This window comes from Streptomyces sp. NPDC050636 (assembly GCF_040654775.1).
In the GTDB taxonomy this organism is placed as follows: domain Bacteria; phylum Actinomycetota; class Actinomycetes; order Streptomycetales; family Streptomycetaceae; genus Streptomyces.
The window spans coordinates 33326-50772 of sequence record NZ_JBFAIP010000001.1 but is presented as its reverse complement, the minus strand read 5'-3'; the positions used below and the strand labels follow the sequence as shown (position 1 = coordinate 50772).

Annotated in this window: 14 protein-coding genes; 8 read left to right on the top strand and 6 right to left on the bottom strand. The window is 71.5% G+C overall.

Features of this window, described 5'->3' with window-relative positions; genetic code table 11:
* Positions 1–5: 5 nt before the first annotated feature.
* A complete protein-coding gene (locus AB0I10_RS00230; protein ID WP_363150400.1) occupies positions 6–749 on the bottom strand; it encodes a MerR family transcriptional regulator in 744 nt (247 codons plus the stop codon).
* 288 nt (positions 750–1037) lie between these two features.
* On the opposite strand from AB0I10_RS00230, the gene AB0I10_RS00225 reads away from it, so the two are divergent.
* The 4 genes from AB0I10_RS00225 (at position 1038) to AB0I10_RS00210 (ending at position 4952) form a co-directional block, all read left to right on the top strand.
* Positions 1038–2723 (top strand): NAD(P)/FAD-dependent oxidoreductase, encoded by a 1686-nt coding sequence (locus AB0I10_RS00225; protein WP_363150003.1) that lies wholly within the window; start codon positions 1038–1040, stop codon positions 2721–2723.
* Positions 2720–3763, top strand: coding sequence for an alpha/beta hydrolase (locus AB0I10_RS00220; RefSeq protein WP_363150002.1), 1044 nt, complete (start codon positions 2720–2722; stop codon positions 3761–3763). The genes AB0I10_RS00225 and AB0I10_RS00220 overlap by 4 nt, the downstream gene beginning before the upstream one ends.
* Positions 3760–4641, top strand: a complete 882-nt coding sequence (locus tag AB0I10_RS00215; protein ID WP_363150001.1) for an SDR family oxidoreductase — start codon at positions 3760–3762, stop codon at positions 4639–4641. Before AB0I10_RS00220 ends, AB0I10_RS00215 begins: the two co-directional genes overlap by 4 nt.
* Positions 4642–4751: 110 nt before the next feature.
* Positions 4752–4952 carry a hypothetical protein gene (locus AB0I10_RS00210; RefSeq protein WP_363150000.1) on the top strand — a complete coding sequence of 67 codons (201 nt, stop codon included), beginning with the start codon at positions 4752–4754 and terminating at the stop codon, positions 4950–4952.
* A 132-nt stretch (positions 4953–5084) separates the two neighbouring features.
* Here the strand turns inward: AB0I10_RS00210 and AB0I10_RS00205 are convergent, their stop codons facing one another.
* Complete coding sequence (locus AB0I10_RS00205; RefSeq protein WP_363150399.1) at positions 5085–8540, bottom strand: S41 family peptidase; 3456 nt, start codon at positions 8538–8540, stop codon at positions 5085–5087.
* A gap of 71 nt (positions 8541–8611) precedes the next feature.
* Positions 8612–8764, bottom strand: a complete 153-nt coding sequence (locus AB0I10_RS00200; RefSeq protein ID WP_363149999.1) for a hypothetical protein — start codon at positions 8762–8764, stop codon at positions 8612–8614.
* 86 nt (positions 8765–8850) lie between these two features.
* Between AB0I10_RS00200 and AB0I10_RS00195 the strand changes: the two genes are divergently transcribed.
* From AB0I10_RS00195 to AB0I10_RS00180, 4 genes are all read left to right on the top strand, one after another.
* Positions 8851–10023 (top strand): energy-coupling factor ABC transporter permease, encoded by a 1173-nt coding sequence (locus AB0I10_RS00195; protein ID WP_363149998.1) that lies wholly within the window; start codon positions 8851–8853, stop codon positions 10021–10023.
* Between the two features lies 1 nt (position 10024).
* A complete protein-coding gene (cbiQ, locus tag AB0I10_RS00190) occupies positions 10025–10786 on the top strand; it encodes a cobalt ECF transporter T component CbiQ (RefSeq protein WP_363149997.1) in 762 nt (253 codons plus the stop codon).
* On the top strand, positions 10783–11550 hold the full coding sequence (locus tag AB0I10_RS00185) for an ABC transporter ATP-binding protein (protein WP_363149996.1): 768 nt from the start codon (positions 10783–10785) through the stop codon (positions 11548–11550). Before cbiQ ends, AB0I10_RS00185 begins: the two co-directional genes overlap by 4 nt.
* A 91-nt stretch (positions 11551–11641) precedes the next feature.
* Complete coding sequence (locus tag AB0I10_RS00180; RefSeq protein ID WP_363149995.1) at positions 11642–12862, top strand: serine hydrolase domain-containing protein; 1221 nt, start codon at positions 11642–11644, stop codon at positions 12860–12862.
* Between the two features lie 10 nt (positions 12863–12872).
* Here AB0I10_RS00180 and AB0I10_RS00175 read toward each other — a convergent pair whose 3' ends face one another.
* The 3 genes from AB0I10_RS00175 to AB0I10_RS00165 form a co-directional block, all read right to left on the bottom strand.
* Positions 12873–13718 carry a DMT family transporter gene (locus AB0I10_RS00175; protein WP_363149994.1) on the bottom strand — a complete coding sequence of 282 codons (846 nt, stop codon included), beginning with the start codon at positions 13716–13718 and terminating at the stop codon, positions 12873–12875.
* Between the two features lie 145 nt (positions 13719–13863).
* Positions 13864–15522 (bottom strand): penicillin-binding transpeptidase domain-containing protein, encoded by a 1659-nt coding sequence (locus AB0I10_RS00170; protein ID WP_363149993.1) that lies wholly within the window; start codon positions 15520–15522, stop codon positions 13864–13866.
* 171 nt (positions 15523–15693) lie between these two features.
* Positions 15694–17430, bottom strand: coding sequence for a phospholipid carrier-dependent glycosyltransferase (locus tag AB0I10_RS00165; protein ID WP_363149992.1), 1737 nt, complete (start codon positions 17428–17430; stop codon positions 15694–15696).
* Positions 17431–17447: the final 17 nt, after the last annotated feature.

Genomic DNA, 17447 nt, shown 5'->3' with positions numbered 1-17447 from the left:
GTCCGCTACCGGTCCGAGTCGTGCCTGCTCTCCTGCTCCCGCAGCCACTCGTCGATTTCCCTGCGGACGCGGCGGTCCATGGCCATCGAGAGTTCCGCTTCGACGACGCCCTTGGAGATGGGGCGGAGCTTTTCGATGGTCTGGGCGATGCGGGCGACCTCTTCCGGGGCGGGGGGCTCGTCGGCGGAGGTGCGTTCCAGGACGTCGGCGAGGATGTGGCTGCGGATGAGGGTGGTGAAGATGTCGGCGAGGGCGTCGGCGTGGGCGCGTACCTGGCGGCCGGCTTCCAGGACGGCGGCGAGGGGGACGCCCTTGTCGACGAGGTCGGTGGAGGCGTCCAGGAGCCGGCGGCTGATGTGGACGAACTCGTCGCCGTCGACGGCGAGATAGCCGATGTCCATGGATGCGGCGAGGTTCTCGACGGTGATGTCCTCGCTGAAGTGGTCGGCCAGTTCCTCGGGTGTGAGGCGGACCGGGGTCTCCTCGGACCAGGGCGTCACGATCGTGTCTTCGAGGCCGAGGAGTTCGCCGACGTCCCGGCCGCTCTCGAAGGCGGCGAGGAGCTCGGCGATGCCGCCGAGGGTGTGGCCGCGTTCCAGGAGGGCGCCGATGGTGCGCAGCCGGGCGAGATGGTGCTCGTTGTACCAGGCGATCCGGCCCTCGCGGCGCGGTGCGGGGATCAGCTTGCGCTCGCGGTAGAAGCGCAGCGTACGGACCGTGATGCCGGCTTCCTTGGCCAGTTCGGGCATCCGGAACTCGCGCGCCTCGCGCTCCTCGTCGGCGCCTTCGTCGGCGATCGCCTTTTCGTTCTCGTTCGCTGCCACTTGTTCACCCTATGCCGGGAACGTGTCGCGGGGCCGGGGTGCGACCGTCGGTAACTTCCTGGCGCGCGACCCCTACCGCTCGGTACGGAGCTGCCCTAGTCTCCCATCGTGCCAGTAATTGCTGGCGCAGTTGAGTGCGGTGGAGAGTGCAGTCGGCGAGCTCGGTCGAAGAGCTGGGTCGAAGAGTGGCGTTGAACTCGGGAGGCGGGTGGCATGGCCGAGCGCGGGCAGAGGCATGTGCGGGTGGCGGTGATCGGATCGGGGTTCGGCGGCCTGGGGGCGGCCGTACGCCTGCGCCGCCAGGGAATCACCGACTTCGTGGTCCTGGAGCGGGCCGACTCGGTGGGCGGTACCTGGCGGGACAACAGCTATCCGGGATGCGCGTGCGATGTGCCCTCGCATCTGTACTCGTTCTCCTTCGCGCCCAACCCGGAATGGCCGCGGAACTTCTCCGGGCAGCCGCACATCCGGGCGTACCTGGAGCAGGTGGCGGACACGTTCGGCCTGCGTCCGCACATCCGCTTCAACTCCGAGGTGCGGAGCCTTCGTTGGAGCAATGAGGAACTGCACTGGGAGATTGATACGGCGGGTGGGGCGCTGACCGCGGACGTGGTCGTGTCGGCGACCGGGCCGTTGTCGGATCCAAAGATTCCGGACATTCCGGGGCTTGACGGCTTTCCCGGCAAGGTCTTTCACTCGTCGCGCTGGGATCACGATTACGACCTGCGCGGGAAGCGGGTGGCCATGATCGGGACCGGCGCCTCGGCGATCCAGATCGTGCCGGCCATCCAGCCCGAGGTCGACCGGCTCACCCTCTTCCAGCGCACCCCGGCCTGGGTCCTGCCGCGCGCCGACCGGAAGATCTCCGCCGTCGAGCGCTGGCTGCACAGCAAGGTCCCGGCCACCCGCGCCGCCCGCCGCGGCCTGCTGTGGGGGATCAGGGAACTCCAGGTCAGCGCGTTCACCAAGCGCCCGAACGAGCTGGGTCTGATCGAGGCCCTGGCGAAGAGCCATATGAAGAAGGCCGTCAAGGATCCGGCGCTGCGAGCCACGCTCACCCCCGACTACCGCATCGGCTGCAAGCGCATTCTGCTCTCCAACAGCTACTACCCGGCGCTCACCAAGCGGAATGTGGACGTGGTCGCGGCCGGGCTGACGGAGGTGCGGGGGAACGTGCTGGTCGGGTCGGACGGAAGCGAGACCGAGGTTGATGCTGTCGTCTTCGGCACGGGGTTCCATGTGACGGACATGCCGATCGCGCACCGTGTCACCGGGGCCAACGGCACGACGCTGGCCGAGGAATGGAAGGACGGGATGGAGGCGCTGCGCGGTGCGAGCGCGGCCGGATTCCCCAACTTCCTCACCATCATCGGCCCCAACACGGGCCTCGGGAACAGCTCGATGATCCTGATGATCGAGGCCCAGCTGAACTACATGGCCGACTTCATGCGGCAACTCGACATCCTCGGCGGGAAGATCGCGCTCAGCGCCCGGCCGTCCGCGGTGCAGGAGTGGACCCGCAAGATCCAGAAGCGGATGGAGCGCACGGTGTGGAACACCGGCGGCTGCGACAGCTGGTATCTGGACTCCAACGGGCGTAACACCACCGCCTGGCCGGGGACGACCTCGGAGTTCAAGAAGGTGACGCGGCAGGTCGACCTCGCCGAGTACGAAGTGCTGCGGGTTCCGGGTGCGCGGGCCGGCGGCAGGCCGGTGGGTGAGCCAGTTGGAAAGCCAGTGGCTCAGCCCGTGGGGGCGTCGGTAGGTGCCGGTGCTGACCAGTCCGGGGCCACTGGTGCTGATCAGTCCGCCGACCGGTCCGCCGACCGGTCCGCCGACCGGTCCGCCGACCGGTCCGCCGACCGGTCCGCCGACAAGTCCGCGGAGGTGGGCGCATGAGCCGGCTGACCCATGTCACCAGCGGGCCGTACGCGCCGCCCGCGCCGCGCGAGACGCGCACCGTCACCTCCGCCGACGGCGCCCGGCTGCATGCCGAGATCCACGGGCCCGAGGACGCCCCCGCCGTCGTCCTGGCCCACGGCTGGACCTGCTCGACCGCCTTCTGGGCGCCGGTCGTCCGCGAGCTGGCCACCGACCACAAGGTGGTCGTCTACGACCAGCGGGGGCATGGGCGCAGCCCGGCCGCCACGCCGGCGGGCCACAGCACCGACGCACTCGCCGATGACCTGGTCGCCGTACTGGAGGCGACGCTGGAGCCGGGCGAACGCGCCGTCGTGGGCGGCCACTCCATGGGCGGCATGACGATCATGGCCGCCGCCGACCGGCCGCAGTTGCGCGCGCGGGCCGCCGCCGCGTTCCTGTGCAGCACCGGAAGCGCCGATCTGGCCGCGGAATCACGGGTGTTCGCGCTGCGCTCGCCGAGCGGCCGCCGCCGGGCGCACCGCCTGCTGCTGCACTCGCGTGCCCCGCTCGGCCCGGTCTCGCCGGTCGCCAAGTGGGCCCTGAAGTACGCCACGATGGGCGCCGGCGCCACCGCCGAGCAGATCGACGCCTGCGCGCGGATCGTGCACGCCTGCCCGCCCGGCGTGCGGTCCCGATGGGGCAAGGTGCTGTCCGGGCTCGAACTGACCGGCGGGGTCGCACGGCTGGAGATGCCGACCGCAGTCCTGGCGGGCACCGCCGACCGGCTCACGCCGATCGTGCACGCCCGCCGGCTGGCCTCCGTACTCCCCGACTGCCGCGGTCTGACGGAACTGCCGGGCCTGGGACATATGACACCCATCGAGGACCCGGCCGCAGTCTCCGGACGCCTCCGCGAACTGGTCAGAGATCACCTGACGTCCAGTCATCTGACATCTGGTCACCTGGCCTCTGGCCACCCGACGGCCGGTCACCCGACCACCAGTCGCCCGACGACCGCTACCGAAGCCCAGCAGGCCACCGGTAAGAACCGGCAGAAGAAGGAGAAGACGGCATGAGTGAGCGCAGGAGCCTTGACGGGCAGGTCATCGTCGTCACCGGTGCGGCACGCGGGGTCGGTGAGCTGCTGGCCCGCAAGCTGTCGGCGCGCGGTGCGACGTTGGCGCTGGTCGGCCTGGAGCCGGACGAACTGCGCGGCGTCGCGGCCTCGCTGCACGGCCCGGCGCACCACTGGTACGCCGATGTCACCGACCACGAGGCGATGGCCCAGGTCGCGGTCGAGGTGAAGGGCCGCTTCGGGAAGGTCGATGCCGTCGTCGCGAATGCCGGGGTGGCGACCGGCGGTCCGTTCGTCGACTCCGATCCGGTCGCATGGAAGCGGGTCATCGAGGTCAACCTGATAGGCGGCGCGGTCACCGGCCGGGCCTTCCTGCCCGTGCTGATGGAGTCCCGGGGCTACTTCCTCCAGATCGCCTCGCTCGCCGCGATCACTCCGGCCCCGATGATGACCGCGTACTGCGCGTCCAAATCGGGTGTCGAGGCCTTCGCGCACAGCCTGCGCGCCGAGGTCGGCTACAAGGGTGTACGGGTCGGTGTCGGCTATCTGAGCTGGACCGACACCGACATGGTGCGCGGCGCCGACCAGGACGACATCATGCGCGAGCTGCGCGCGCGGCTGCCGTGGCCGTCGAACAAGACCTATCCGCTGGGCCCTGCCGTCGACCGGATCGTGGCGGGTATCGAGCGCCGTTCCTCGCATGTCTACGGCCAGTGGTGGCTGCGCGGTATGCAGTCGATCCGCGGCTATCTGCCGTCGGTCATCGGGTCGGTGGGCCAGCGCGAGATGCGGCGGTTCGGGGACCGGATCGACGGGATGCGGGTGGGTCTGGTCGGCGCGGGCGGCGAGGCGGACGAGAAGGCGCGGACGGACCGGTAGCCGGCCGGGTGGTCACGGAGCGCACTCGGCCCTGATCGAAATGCGTCATATGTCCGTCCATGTCAGGCTGGTCGAGCCCGATCCCCAACACCCGCACAGGAGTGAACAGCATGGGCATCTCAGACCAGTTCAAGGACAAGGGCGAACAGCTCTCGGACGAGGCGAAGAAGCGGATGCGCGAGGTCAAGGAGCGCGGCAAGAAGCAGGGCCAGCAGCGCGGCCAGCAGGATCGCGAGCGTGGCCAGCAGGGCCGTGAGCAGCGCGATGACCTACTGGACGCACCGCAGGACCGCGACCGCTACCAGAGCTGACCCGGCGTATGTCCTGAACGCCATGCGCGGGCCGCCGTGCCGCGCATGAACGAGGGGTGCACCCGAAGACCCGGGTGCACCCCTCAGCGCATGCCGCAGCAACCACCTCACCCACCACGAACTCACCGCAATTCAGCAACCGTTACGCGGCGGCAGTTGAGGCCGTCTCCGGTCCGGCACGTCCGACAGGTCCGGCGGGGTCGCGGCCGGATGCCGCTCCAGCAGCTCCAGCGCCGTGCGGACCGCCACGCCGAGCTGCGGATGGCGGCCCTCGGCCCAGTGCAGCGGCGAGCGCAGTGCCTCGATGTCGACCTCGACACCGTGGTTCTCCACGCCCCAGCCGTACAGCCGGAACCAGGCCGCGTTCATCGGAACGGTGATCGCGGTGCCGTCGCCGAGCCGGTGCCGGCCGGTCATGCCGACCACCCCGCCCCAGGTGCGCATGCCGACCACCGGGCCGATGCCCTGGAGCTTGAACGCCGCGATGATCATGTCGCCGTCGGACGAGGTCATCTCGTCGGCCACCGCGACGACCGGACCGCGCGGCGCATTGCTCGTGTACGACACCGGCTGGGCGTCGCGGGTCAGGTCCCAGCCCATGATGCTGCGGGTCAGTTTCTCGATCACCAGCTCGGAGATGTTGCCGCCCGCGTTGCCCCGTACGTCCACGATCAGCGCGGGCAGTGAGACCTCCATCCGCAGATCCCGGTTGAACTGGGCCCAGCCGGACCCGCCCATGTCGGGGATGTGCAGATAGCCGCACTTGCCGCCGCTCAACTCCCGTACCACCGCCCGGCGCTTGGCCACCCAGTCCTGGTAGCGCAGCGGCCGTTCGTCGACGAGCGGGACCACCGCGACCCGGCGCGCGTGGCCGCCTTCGGCGGGATGGACGAAGGTCAGCTCGACCGTGGTGCCGCCGGCCGCGGCCAGCAGCGGATACGGGCCGGTCACCGGGTCGACCGGGCGGCCGTCCACATGGGTGAGCGCGGCGCCCTCGCGGATGCCCGTGCCGGCGAGCGGGGAGCGGGCCTTGGAGTCCGAGGAGTCGCCGGGCAGAATCCGCTTGACCGCCCAACTGCCGTCCCGGCACACGAAGTTGGCGCCGAGCAGGCCCATCGCCCGCTGATAGTGCGGCGGCCCCTCGTTGCGGCGGGCGCCGGTGACGTAGGCGTGCGAGGTGCCCAGCTCGCCCAGCACCTCACGGAGCAGATCGGCGAACTCGTCGGGGGAGGCGACCCGTTCGAGCAGCGGCCGGTACTGCGCCAGCACATCGTCCCAGTCGATGCCGCACAGCTGCGGCTCCCAGAAGTACGCCCGGATGATCCGGCCCGCCTCCTCGTACGCCTGGCGCCACTCCGCCTCGGGATCGACGTCGTGCAGGATGCGCCGCAGGTCGAGAAAGACCGCCGTATCGGCGTCCGGCGGCTCGGTCGCCGGCACCGCGCGCAGATCGCCCTCGTCATTGACGACCAGCCGGGTGCCGTCCCCGCTGAGTGCGAACCCGTCCAGGGAACTGGTCAGTTCGGTGCGCCGGGCCTTGGTCAGATCGAAGTGTTCGAGGGTGGGCCTGCCTGACATGTCGGCGGGATTGGCAAAGGTCTCGCCCAGCGCGCCGGAGATCGGCCAGCGCAGCCAGACCAGCCCGCCGCCGCTGACCGGATACAGGGAGGAGTACTTGGACGCCGCGACCGGGAACTGGGTGACCCGGTTGGGCAGCCCCTCCACCTCCACCAGCACCGGCCCCTCGCCCACCGGCGGATTCTCCGCGGGATCCAGACCGCCCGCCGCGGGCCTTCCCTCCGGGGACAGCGCGAAGGGGGACGGGGTCGCCGACGACAGCGGTACGAGATACGGGCGGCAGCCCAGCGGGAAGGACAGATCGCCGGTGTGCACGTCGTAGACCGGGTCGAAGCCGCGCCAGGACAGAAAGGCCAGGTAGCGGCCGTCGCGGGTGAAGACCGGCTGCTCGTCCTCGAAGCGGCCGTTGGTGACGTCGACGATGGTGTGGTCGGCGAGCCGGGCCATCTTGATCTGCCGCAGCGAACGGCCGATACCGGGGTGCGACCAGGTCAGCCAGCCCGAGTCGGGGGAGAACGCCAGATCGCGGACCGGGCCGTTGTCGGAGCGGATCAGTTCGGTGACGTCACCAGGGGAGGGGGACGGGGAAGGGGAGCCGGCGGCGGCCGGATCGGGACGGGGCTCGGCATCGGCGTCGGCATTGGTGTCGGCTTCGGGATCGAGCTCAGGACCGGGCTCAGGACCGGGCGCGGGGCCGGTGCCGCCGAGCGCCGCCGCCGCCCGTGTCTCCCCCTCCCCGCCCTCCGGCCGCGCCACATTCACCAGCAGCAATCTGCCGTCGTGGGAGGCCACCGCCAGCCGTTCGCCGTCCGGTGAGGAGACCACCTCGTGGACCCGGCCGAGCTTCCCGGCGGCCAGCCGGCGCGGTCGGCCGGCGCCGCTGGCCCGGGGCAGATTGGCGATCTCGATGGCGTCGTCGCCCTCGGCGTCGGTGACATACGCGATCCGGCCGGTGGAGCCCAGCATCTCGGGCAGCCGGACCCGTACGCCCGGGGTGTCATGGATCGCGCGGGCCGGGCCGTCGCGGTGGGTGAGCCAGTACAGGCTGCCGCGTACGCCGACCGCGCTGGCCCGTCCGGTGGCGTCCACGGCGAGCGAGGTGACATGCGAGGCCGCCGGGACCTGGTAGTGGCGACGGCCGGCCCGCGGACCGCCGAGCCGTACCGCGAGCTTGCGGGGCTCCGCGGCCGGGCTCAGATCGTCGATCAGCCAGAGGTCGCCCGCGCACTGGTAGACGATGCGGGAGCCGTCGGTCGAGGCGTGCCGGGCGTAGAAGTCGCGGTGATCGGTGTGCCGGCGCAGATCGGTGCTGTCCGGCAGGCACGAGTAGACGTTGGCGATGCCTTCGTGGTCGGAGAGGAACGCGATCCGGTCGCCCACGAACATCACCGAGTCGAGGTGCCCGTACAGATGCGGCAGCAGCCGGGTGCCGTGCAGCCACATCCGGCCCATCCCGCCGCCCCGGTAGCGCTTCCAGGAGGCGGGCTCGTGCGGTGGCTTGCCGGTCAGCAGCAGGGTGCGGCGGTCCCCGTCGATATCGGCGACGGCGATATCGGCTACCGGCCCCCAGGGCAGCCGGCCGCCGGGGCTGCCGTCGGTCGGCAGGCTGTAGGCCCAGGAGTAGTACGAGAACGGCTGGCCGTGCGAGGAGACGGCGAGGATCTGTGCGCTGCCGTCCTTGTCGGGGGGAGTCCAGCCGCAGACCCGGGCGTCGATGCTGCCCCAGTACGTCAGCCGGCGGGCCGGGCCGCCGTCGACCGGCACGAGGTGGATCTCCGGGTCGAGGCTGCGCCAGGTGGTGAAGGCGATATGCCGGCCGTCGGGGGAGAAGCGGGGGTGGCTGACACGGGTGCGGTCGACGGTCAGCCGCCAGGCGCGGCCGGGCTCCTCTCCGGCCGGGGCGATCGGGGCCATCCAGAGGTCGTCCTCGGCGGCGAAGCAGAGAGAGTCGCCGTGCAGATGCGGAAAGCGCAGATACGAGCCGGGCGGCGGGCCCGGCGGGGTCGGCATTCTGCGTAGCCGCCCGCGAGGCTTGGCGGGGTTCGTCTCCGGGTGCGGGCCGACGGCCTCGCGTGCGTCGCTCACGCATCCATCGTTTCGGGCGGGGCAGGGGGCGGCAACTCGGCCCGGGGCCGGTCCGCCGCATCGGGCCGTGCCGGGGTGGGGGCGGGACGGGTGGCGCGGACCACCTCGCCGTCGCGGTCCTCCGGCCCTTCGGCGTTGCCGTTCCGCATCCCGGGCGCTCTTGCAACTTGTTCGCAGTAGGCCCCAACATTGGTGGGTTGCACAGGCCTGAAGCGGACCCCGGAGAACCCCTGAGATGCACGTACCCGACGGATTCATCAACGCACCGGTGTCGGTGGCGACCGGCGCGGTCGCCGCGGCCGCCGTCGCGGTCAGCCTGCGCGGCGCCCGGCGGGAGCTGGAGGGCGCGTCCCAGGGCGGCGGTTACGGCGCGGAGCGGACCGCACCGCTCGCCGGACTCGTCGCCGCGTTCATCTTCGCCGTGCAGATGCTGAACTTTCCCGTCGCGGCCGGGACCAGCGGACATCTGCTGGGCGGTGCGCTCGCGGCGATCCTGGTCGGCCCGTACACCGGCGTGCTCTGCGTCTCGGTCGTACTGCTCATGCAGGGTGTGCTGTTCGCCGACGGCGGGCTGACCGCCCTCGGCGTCAACATCACCGATATGGCGATCGTGACCACGGTCGTCGCCTATGCGCTCTTCCGGGGTCTGGTGAAGGTGCTGCCGCGCCGGCGGCCGTCGATCACCGTCGCCGCCTTCGTGGCGGCCCTGGTGTCGGTGCCCGCCGCGGCGGCCGCCTTCACCGGCCTCTACGCGTTGGGCGGGACGGCGGATGTGCCGATCGGCAAGGTCTTCACCGCCATGGTGGGCGTGCATGTGCTGATCGGAATCGGCGAGGCCGTGATCACCGCGCTGACGGTCGGTGCGGTGGTCGCCGTACGGCCCGACCTGGTCTACGGCGCTCGCGGGCTGGCCAAGCCGCTGGAGCTGCGTACCGCCCCGGTCACGGTGCCGGCCGCGCCGGGGGCGGGTGACGTCACGACGACGGCGGCGCGCGAGGCCGAGATCGACGAGCCCGAACCCGGCACCGGGGAGGCCGCGCCCGCCGAGGTCGCCCCCGTCCCCGCCCGCTCCGCCCGCCGCGTCTGGCTGGCGGGGGTCGCGGCCGCCCTGGTCTGCGCCGGCGGCATCAGCTACTACGCCTCCGCCAGCCCCGACGGTCTGGAGAAGGTCGCCCACGACCAGGGGATCGACGCGAAGGCCGAGGACCACGCCGCGAAGGACTCGCCGCTCGCGGATTACAGCGTGCAGGACATCGGCGACCCCCGGCTGTCGGGCGGGCTGGCCGGCGTGATCGGGGTCGGGGCGACACTCGCCGTCGGCACCGGCGTCTTCGTCGTGCTGCGCCGGCGCAAGGCCGTCGGCTCCGCCGACCAGCCGACCGCCCAGACCACGGGCGGGAACGGCTGAGATGGGCGCGGGCCACGCACACCGGCTCTACCGGCACGGGCACTCTCCCGTGCACGGCCTGCCGCCGCACTGCAAGATCGCGGCCGTTTTCTGCTTCGTACTGATCGTCGTCTCCACGCCACGGGAGGCGGTCTGGGCGTTCGGGCTGTACGCGGTGCTGCTCGCGGCCGCGGCCGGCGCCGCCCGCGTCCCGGCCGGGTTTCTGCTCAAGCGGCTGCTGATCGAGGTGCCGTTCGTCGCGTTCGCCGTCCTGATGCCGTTCGTCGCCGAGGGGCCGCGGGTGGACGTGATCGGACTGAGCCTGAGCGAGTCCGGCCTCTGGGGCGCCTGGAACATCCTCGCCAAGGGGACGCTGGGCGTCGCCGCGTCCGTCCTGCTCGCCGCCACGACGGAGCTCCGCGAACTGCTGCTCGGCCTGCAGCGGCTGCGGATGCCCCCGCTGCTCGTCCAGATCGCGTCCTTCATGATCCGCTACGGCGATGTGATCACCGACGAGATGCGGCGGATGCGCATCGCCCGGCTCTCCCGCGGCTTCGAAGCCCGCGGCGTACGCCACTGGGGCGTGCTCGCCAAGTCCGCCGGCGCCCTGTTCATCCGCTCCTACGAACGCGGCGAGCGGGTCCACCTCGCCATGGTCAGCCGCGGCTACACCGGCACCATGCCGGTCATCGCCGACGCGACCGCCACCCGCACACAGTGGACCCGCGCGGCCGCCCTGCCCGTCGCCGCCCTCGCCGTATGCCTCCTTGGATGGACCCTTTGAGTACGACCACGCCCACCGCCCCCTCGCTCGACGTCTCCGGGCTCGCCTACGCCTACCCCGACGGCCATCAGGCGCTCTTCGGCGTCGACCTCACCGTCGGCCGCGGCGAGCGGGTCGCGCTGCTCGGGCCCAACGGCGCCGGCAAGACCACCCTCGTCCTGCATCTCAACGGCATCCTCGAAGCGGGGGCCGGCTCCGTGACCGTCGCCGGCCTGCCGGTCGGGAAGAAGCATCTCGCCGAGATCCGCCGCCGGGTCGGCATCGTCTTCCAGGACCCCGACGACCAACTCTTCATGCCCACCGTGCGGGAGGACGTCGCCTTCGGTCCCGCTGCGGCCGGGCTGCGCGGTGCGGAACTCGACGAACGCGTCACCGAGGCGCTGGAGCGGGTCGGCATGGCCGGGTTCGCCGACCGGCCGCCGCACCATCTCTCCTTCGGGCAGCGGCGACGGGTCGCCGTCGCGACCGTGCTCGCCATGCGCCCCGAGATCCTCGTCCTGGACGAGCCGTCCTCCAATCTCGACCCGGCCTCGCGCCGTGAACTCGCCGATATCCTCCGGTCGTTGGACGTCACCGTCCTGATGGTCACGCACGACCTGCCGTACGCGCTGGAGCTCTGCCCGCGCTCCGTCGTGCTCTCCGGCGGCGTCATCACCGCCGACGGCCGCACCCAGGACCTGCTCTGCGACACGGAACTGATGCACACCCACCGCCTCGAACTGCCCTTCGGGTTCGACCCGCGCTCGGTGACGCTTCCTCTGTGACCGTTCGCCTGTGACGAATGCCACCCACCGAGGCCCTGGTCACCAGCACTGATCCGGACGTTGCACCATTGATGGGTCACCAAAGCGACGGATGAGTGGGAAGCGGGAATCAGTGGTGGACGTCCAGGGCACGGTCGAGGACGGCTTCGAGCCGGTCCGGGACGCCTTCGCAGCGAACTTCGCACGACGCGGCGAGCGGGGTGCGGCGGTCGCCGTGTACCGGCACGGGCGGAAGGTCGTGGACCTCTGGGGCGGGACGCGGGACGGGGACGCGGGGGGCTCGCCGGATGCGCCGGCCGCTCCCTGGGAGGCGGGGACCGCGCAGATCGTCCGTTCCGCGACCAAGGGCATCGCCGCGATCGTGCCGCTGCTGCTGCACCAGCGCGGGCTGCTGGACCTGGACGCGCCCGTCGGCACGTACTGGCCCGAGTTCAAGGCCGCGGGCAAGGAACGGGTCCTCGTCCGCCATCTCCTCTCGCATCGCGCCGGGCTGCCCGTGCTGGACACGCCGCTCACCCCGGACCAGGCCATCGACGGCGTCAGCGGCCCCGCGGCGCTCGCCGCCCAGGCCCCCGCGTGGACGCCGGGCGCCGATCACGGCTACCACGCGCAGACGTACAGCTGGCTGATCGGCGAGCTGGTGCTGCGCGTCACGGGTCGCACCATCGGCAGCTGGATCGCCGACGAGATATCCGGGCCGCTCGGTCTCGATCTGTGGATCGGTGTCCCGGAGGCGGTCCAGCCCCGCGTCGGGCGGCTCGCCGAGATAGCGACGGCGGCCGTGCCCGGCGCCGCGGGGCTGCGGGTACGGCCGAAGCAGACGGTCGCCGACGCGTACCGCGACCCGTCCTCCCTGACGAGCCGCGCGTTCGGCGCGATAACGCCGGCCGCCGACGAGAACGCCCCGGCCTACCGCGCCGCCGAGCTGCCGGCGTCGGGCGGGGTCGCCACGGCGCGTGCGCTGGCGCGCTGTTACGCGGCGCTGATCGGTCCCGTGGACGGCCATCCGCGGCTCTTCGCCCCTGCGACGCTGACGCTGGCCCGTACGGAGGAGTCCGCGGGCCTCGACCGCACCCTGCTGGTCAACACCCGGTTCGGCCTTGGCTTCATGCTCCACGGGCCGGCTTCGCCGCTGTTGGCGCCGGGGTCGTTCGGGCACCCCGGACGCGGGGGCGCACTCGCCTTCGCCGATCCCGAGAGTGGGTTCGCCTTCGGGTACGTCACCAACGGCATGCAGCGGAATGTGACGGCGGACCCGCGTGCGCAGGCGCTGTTGCGGGGCCTGGCCGCCGCTTCGCATGTTGCCGGGTGACCTGCGGAACCTACTGCAACATCAGGCCGATGCCGATCACCATCAGCCCCGCCGCGGCGATCCTCGGCCCCCCGAACCGCTCCTTGAAGAACAGCGCTCCTATCGCCGCGCCGACGATGATGGACGACTCGCGGAGGGCGGCGATCGGGGCCAGCGGAGCCTGCGTCTGGGCCCACAGCACCAGCCCGTAGGCGAAGACGGACAGCAGGCCGCCGGCGAGGCCCCGGACGGCGAACGGGCTTAGTTCGGCGAGGAGTCGGCGGCGGCGGGTGGCGAGCGCGTAGGCCGGGATCGCCAGGCCTTCGAGGATCATCAGCCAGGCGATATAGCCGAGGGGCGTGCCGGAGGCGCGTACGCCCAGACCGTCGACGGTGGTGTACGCGGCGATGGACAGGCCGGTGGCGAGGGCGGCGATGATGGCCGGCCAGTGGGGCCTCGTACCGGAGCCCCGGATGCCCCAGAGGGCGACGCCGACCAGGCCCGCCGAGGCGAGGGCGACGCCGGCCAGTGCCCAGGTGTGGGGGATCTCGTGGACGAAGACGGCGGCCAGGACCGTGACGACCAGGGGCGCGGTGCCTCGCGCGATCGGATACATCTGGCCGAAATCACCCAGCCGGAACGACTGCATGAGCAGGGACTGGTAGACGACGTGGAGGACGGCGGAGGCCACGAGGTAGGGCCAGGCGCCGGCGGCCGGCAGCGGGGTGAAGAAGGCCATGGCGGCGCCGCATATCGCGCCGCCCGTGCCGACGAGCGTGAAGGCGAGGAGCTGGTCGCGTATGCCGTGGGCGATCGCGTTCCAACTGGCGTGCGTGATGGCGGCGATGAGGACCGCCGCGACGACGAGCGGGGTCACGCGGTGCGCTCGGCGGCGGTGCGCTCGGGGGCTGTGGGGGCGGTGGTCTCGGGCGCGGAATCGCTCATGGCCCGCACGCTAGCGAAAGCTGTACGGGCCATGCGAACGGAATGATCCGGGCGCCCTCGCCGGGCGCCCGAACCGGTCAGCCTGCGTTGAGGATCGCGCGGACCACCGGACCCGCGTTGGAGCCGCCGTGGCCGCTCGCCGGGACGACGGCCGCCGCGGCGAGGTCGTTGCGGTAGGCGGTGAACCAGGCGTTGGGCTTCTTCTGGCCGTCGACCTCGGCGGAGCCGGTTTTGGCGCCGATGTCGCCGCCGATCCCGGACATCGCCTCGGCGGCCGTACCGGAGGTCGCGGTCAGCTTCATCAGCGACTTCAGGCCGGACGCGGTGGCCGGCTTCATGGTGCGGGCGGCCTTGGCGAGCGTCCGGTTGTCCAGCGACGGGGAGACGATGTACGGCTGGTGGAAGGAGCCGGCCTGGACCGTCGCGGCGAGCGTGGCGACGTTGAGCGGGTTCATGCGGACACCGCCCTGGCCGATCAGCGAGGCCGCCATCTGCGCGTCGCTCTGGACGGGCACCGCGCCGTCGAAGGTGGGGATGCCGGTCTGCCAGTTCAGGCCGATGCCGAAGACGTCCCGGGCCTCCTTCGTCAGATCGTCGTCGGTGAGCTTCTCGGCCTGCGAGATGAAGGCGTTGTTGCAGGACGCCGCGAAGCTCTGCGCGAAGGTGCCGGTCTTGATCTCGGTCTTGTCGAGGTTCTGGAACTTCCAGCCGCCGACCGTCACGTACTTGGGGCACGGGTGCGACTTGCCGGGCGAGGTCATGCCCTTGTCGATCAGCATGGCCGCGGTCACGATCTTCATCGTGGAGCCGGGGGCCAGCGACCCCTGGGTGGCCAGGTTGAAGCCCTTCTCCGGAGAGTTGGCGAGCGCCAGGATCTCTCCGGTGCTGGGCTTGACCGCCGCGGCGGATGCCGACTTCTTGCCCTTGACCGCCTTCTCCGCCACCGACTGCAGCTTGGCGTCCAGGGTGGTCTTGAGCGTGCCGGGGGTGCCCTTGGAGAGCACCTTCAGGGTCTTGTCGGGCTGCTGGGAGTCGGCCTTGGCGCTCTTGGCGCGGTGGATGAACAGCTCCACGCCCGGCTTGCCGTCGGTCTTGTCGCCGTACTTGTCCCGCAGGCTGTCCAGCACTCCGGTCAGCGTCGGATGCGCCTCGGGCGTCAGCTCGGTGCCGTTGCGGTCCACGGCCTTGATGGGCGGCGCCTCGGCCTCGCCGGTGCGCAGTTCGTCGCCCTGGGCGAGAGCCGGGTGCAGCACCGTCGGCTTCCAGGCGACGCGCGGCTCGCCGGTGGCGTCGTCGCGCTGCACGGTCACCGAGGTGCCGTACGAGAACGGTGCCTTGGTGCCGTTGTAGTCGATCTCGGTGGCGACGGTGTAGGGCACCTTCTCGCCGGCCGGCTTGCCCGGGGTCAGTGTGACCTTCGAGAACCGCGCCTGCTTGCTGAAGTTCGCCAGCGCGCTCTTCGCGGCCTCGGGGTCGTCCGTCAGCTCGGCGGCCTTGGCGGCGTCGCCGGACTGCCAGGCCGTCAGGAACTCCTGAGCGGTCGTGTGCACTTCCTTGGCGGTCAGCGGGCCGGTCTGCACCTGGGGCGCGTTGCCGCCCGACTTGGCGTCCGCGGCCACGGCCTCCTGCGGCGATGACGAATCCGCCGAGCCGCCGAACAGCGTGAAGCCGCCGACGACTCCCGCCACCAGGGCCACCGATCCGCCGATCAGCCCGTACTTCACCTCTCGGCGCATGCCACCGTTCCCCTCCCAGAGCCTCGTCCTTGAATACGCACACAAGAACGTCGGTCGCACTCTAAGGGACACGGGGTAGCGCTGTGAGTCTCGATCGGGGCACGGTCCGGTGACACGCTGTCGCACGACCGTTACGGGGTCTTCACCGGGCCCCGCCTGGCGTGCGCCCGCTCACACCCAGGTGTCGAACCACATCCGGTTGTGCCAGGCGGACTTCGGGATGGGCATACCCGTATATAGGGGATAGAAGTAGATGAAGTTCCAGATGATGAGCAGGACCAGGACGCCGGCGCCCACCGCGCCGATGACGTGGCGGCGTTCGGACGAGCCCGGGGGGCCGATGATCGCGCCGAGCATCATGGCCAGCGCCAGGCACAGGAACGGGACGAACACCACCGCGTAGAAGAGGAAGATGGTCCGTTCCTGGTAGAGGAACCAGGGAAGATAGCCAGCCGCGATACCGCAGGCGATGGCGCCGGCCCGCCAGTCCCGTTTGAACAGCCAGCGGTAGAGGACGTAGAGCAGGGCGAAACAGGCCGCCCACCACAGCAGTGGGGTGCCGAGCGCCAGGACCTCGCGCGCGCAGCCCTCCGCCGCCGTGCAGCCGTCCTTGCCGGCCTTGGGGTCCTCGTAGAAGTACGAGACGGGGCGGCCCAGCACCAGCCAGCTCCACGGGTTGGACTGGTAGGTGTGCGGCGTGGTCAGTCCGGTGTGGAAGGAGTAGACCTCGGTCTGGTAGTGCCACAGGCTGCGCAGCCAGTCCGGCAGCCAGGTCCAGGAGCCGGTACGGCCCTCGGGGGAGGTCGCCCAGTCGCGGTAGTAGCCGCCCTTGGTGGCGAGCCAGCCGGACCAGGACGCCAGGTACGCGGCGACGGCGACGAGGACGGTGGACCCGAACGCGGGCAGGACGTCGCGGCGCAGCGCCGAGCGGAAGGGGCGCGCGGCGCCGGCCGTACGCCGTGCCGCCATGTCCCACAGCACCGTCATCAGGGCGAACGCCGCGAGGTAGTACAGGCCGTTCCACTTGGTGGCGGCGGACAGCCCCAGGCACAGCCCGGCCGCGATCCGCCACGGCCGCCAGCCCAGCCGCAGCCGGTCGCCGACCTCCGCGTCCGGCCGCGCCAGCGAGTCCGGGCCGATCGGCAGGGCCGCCGCCAGCCGGGCCCTGGTGCGGTCCCGGTCCACCAGGAGGCAGCCGAACGCGGCCACCACCCAGAACATGACGATCAGGTCGAGCAGGGCGGTGCGGCTCATCACGAAGTGCAGACCGTCGACCGCCAGCAGGCCGCCCGCCAGACAGCCCAGGGCGGTGGAGCGCAGCAGCCGGCGGCCGATGCGGCAGATCAGGAACACCGACAGCGTTCCCAGCAGCGCTACGGTGAACCGCCAGCCGAAGGGGTTCATCCCGAACACCCACTCGCCGGCCGCGATCAGCCACTTGCCCATCGGCGGGTGCACGACGTACGAGTGCTCGGGCGTCAGCAGGATCTGCGGCGGGTGGAGGAACAGCGCGTCGTTGGCGTTCTTGGCCCAGGTGCCTTCGTAGCCGTACTGCAGCAGCGACCAGGCGTCCTTGGGGTAGTACGTCTCGTCGAATATCACCTTGCGCGGGTTGCCCAGGTTCCAGAACCGCAGCACCCCCGCGAACAGCGCCACCAGCAGCGGCCCCACCCAGGCCATCCAGCGCGCGGCCCGGGCCGCGGTGTCCGGGCCCGCGCCGAACACCGCCCACAGCCCGGTCGCCGGCTCGGGGAAGGCGGGCACCAGCCGCGCCCGGACATCGGCCTGCGGGCGGCCGAAGTACCCGAAGCGGCGCAGCCGCCGCTGCCACATGGGGGGCCGGGCGGCCGGCTCCGGGGCGCGCTGGGCGGCGTCAGTCGCGGTGGTGTCACTCGTCACCCGGCCCATCGTAGGGAAGCCGCCTG

Excerpts from the sequence above, each read along its gene's own strand:
- AB0I10_RS00230 (WP_363150400.1), bottom strand. The coding sequence starts at position 749 with ATGCCCGAACTGGCCAAGGAAGCCGGCATCACGGTCCGTACGCTGCGC.
- AB0I10_RS00225 (WP_363150003.1), top strand. The coding sequence starts at position 1,038 with ATGGCCGAGCGCGGGCAGAGGCATGTGCGGGTGGCGGTGATCGGATCG.
- AB0I10_RS00220 (WP_363150002.1), top strand. The coding sequence starts at position 2,720 with ATGAGCCGGCTGACCCATGTCACCAGCGGGCCGTACGCGCCGCCCGCG.
- AB0I10_RS00215 (WP_363150001.1), top strand. The coding sequence starts at position 3,760 with ATGAGTGAGCGCAGGAGCCTTGACGGGCAGGTCATCGTCGTCACCGGT.
- AB0I10_RS00210 (WP_363150000.1), top strand. The coding sequence starts at position 4,752 with ATGGGCATCTCAGACCAGTTCAAGGACAAGGGCGAACAGCTCTCGGAC.
- AB0I10_RS00205 (WP_363150399.1), bottom strand. The coding sequence starts at position 8,540 with ATGCCGACCCCGCCGGGCCCGCCGCCCGGCTCGTATCTGCGCTTTCCG.
- AB0I10_RS00200 (WP_363149999.1), bottom strand. The coding sequence starts at position 8,764 with ATGCGGAACGGCAACGCCGAAGGGCCGGAGGACCGCGACGGCGAGGTG.
- AB0I10_RS00195 (WP_363149998.1), top strand. The coding sequence starts at position 8,851 with ATGCACGTACCCGACGGATTCATCAACGCACCGGTGTCGGTGGCGACC.
- cbiQ (WP_363149997.1), top strand. The coding sequence starts at position 10,025 with ATGGGCGCGGGCCACGCACACCGGCTCTACCGGCACGGGCACTCTCCC.
- AB0I10_RS00180 (WP_363149995.1), top strand. The coding sequence starts at position 11,642 with ATGAGTGGGAAGCGGGAATCAGTGGTGGACGTCCAGGGCACGGTCGAG.
- AB0I10_RS00170 (WP_363149993.1), bottom strand. The coding sequence starts at position 15,522 with ATGCGCCGAGAGGTGAAGTACGGGCTGATCGGCGGATCGGTGGCCCTG.
- AB0I10_RS00165 (WP_363149992.1), bottom strand. The coding sequence starts at position 17,430 with ATGGGCCGGGTGACGAGTGACACCACCGCGACTGACGCCGCCCAGCGC.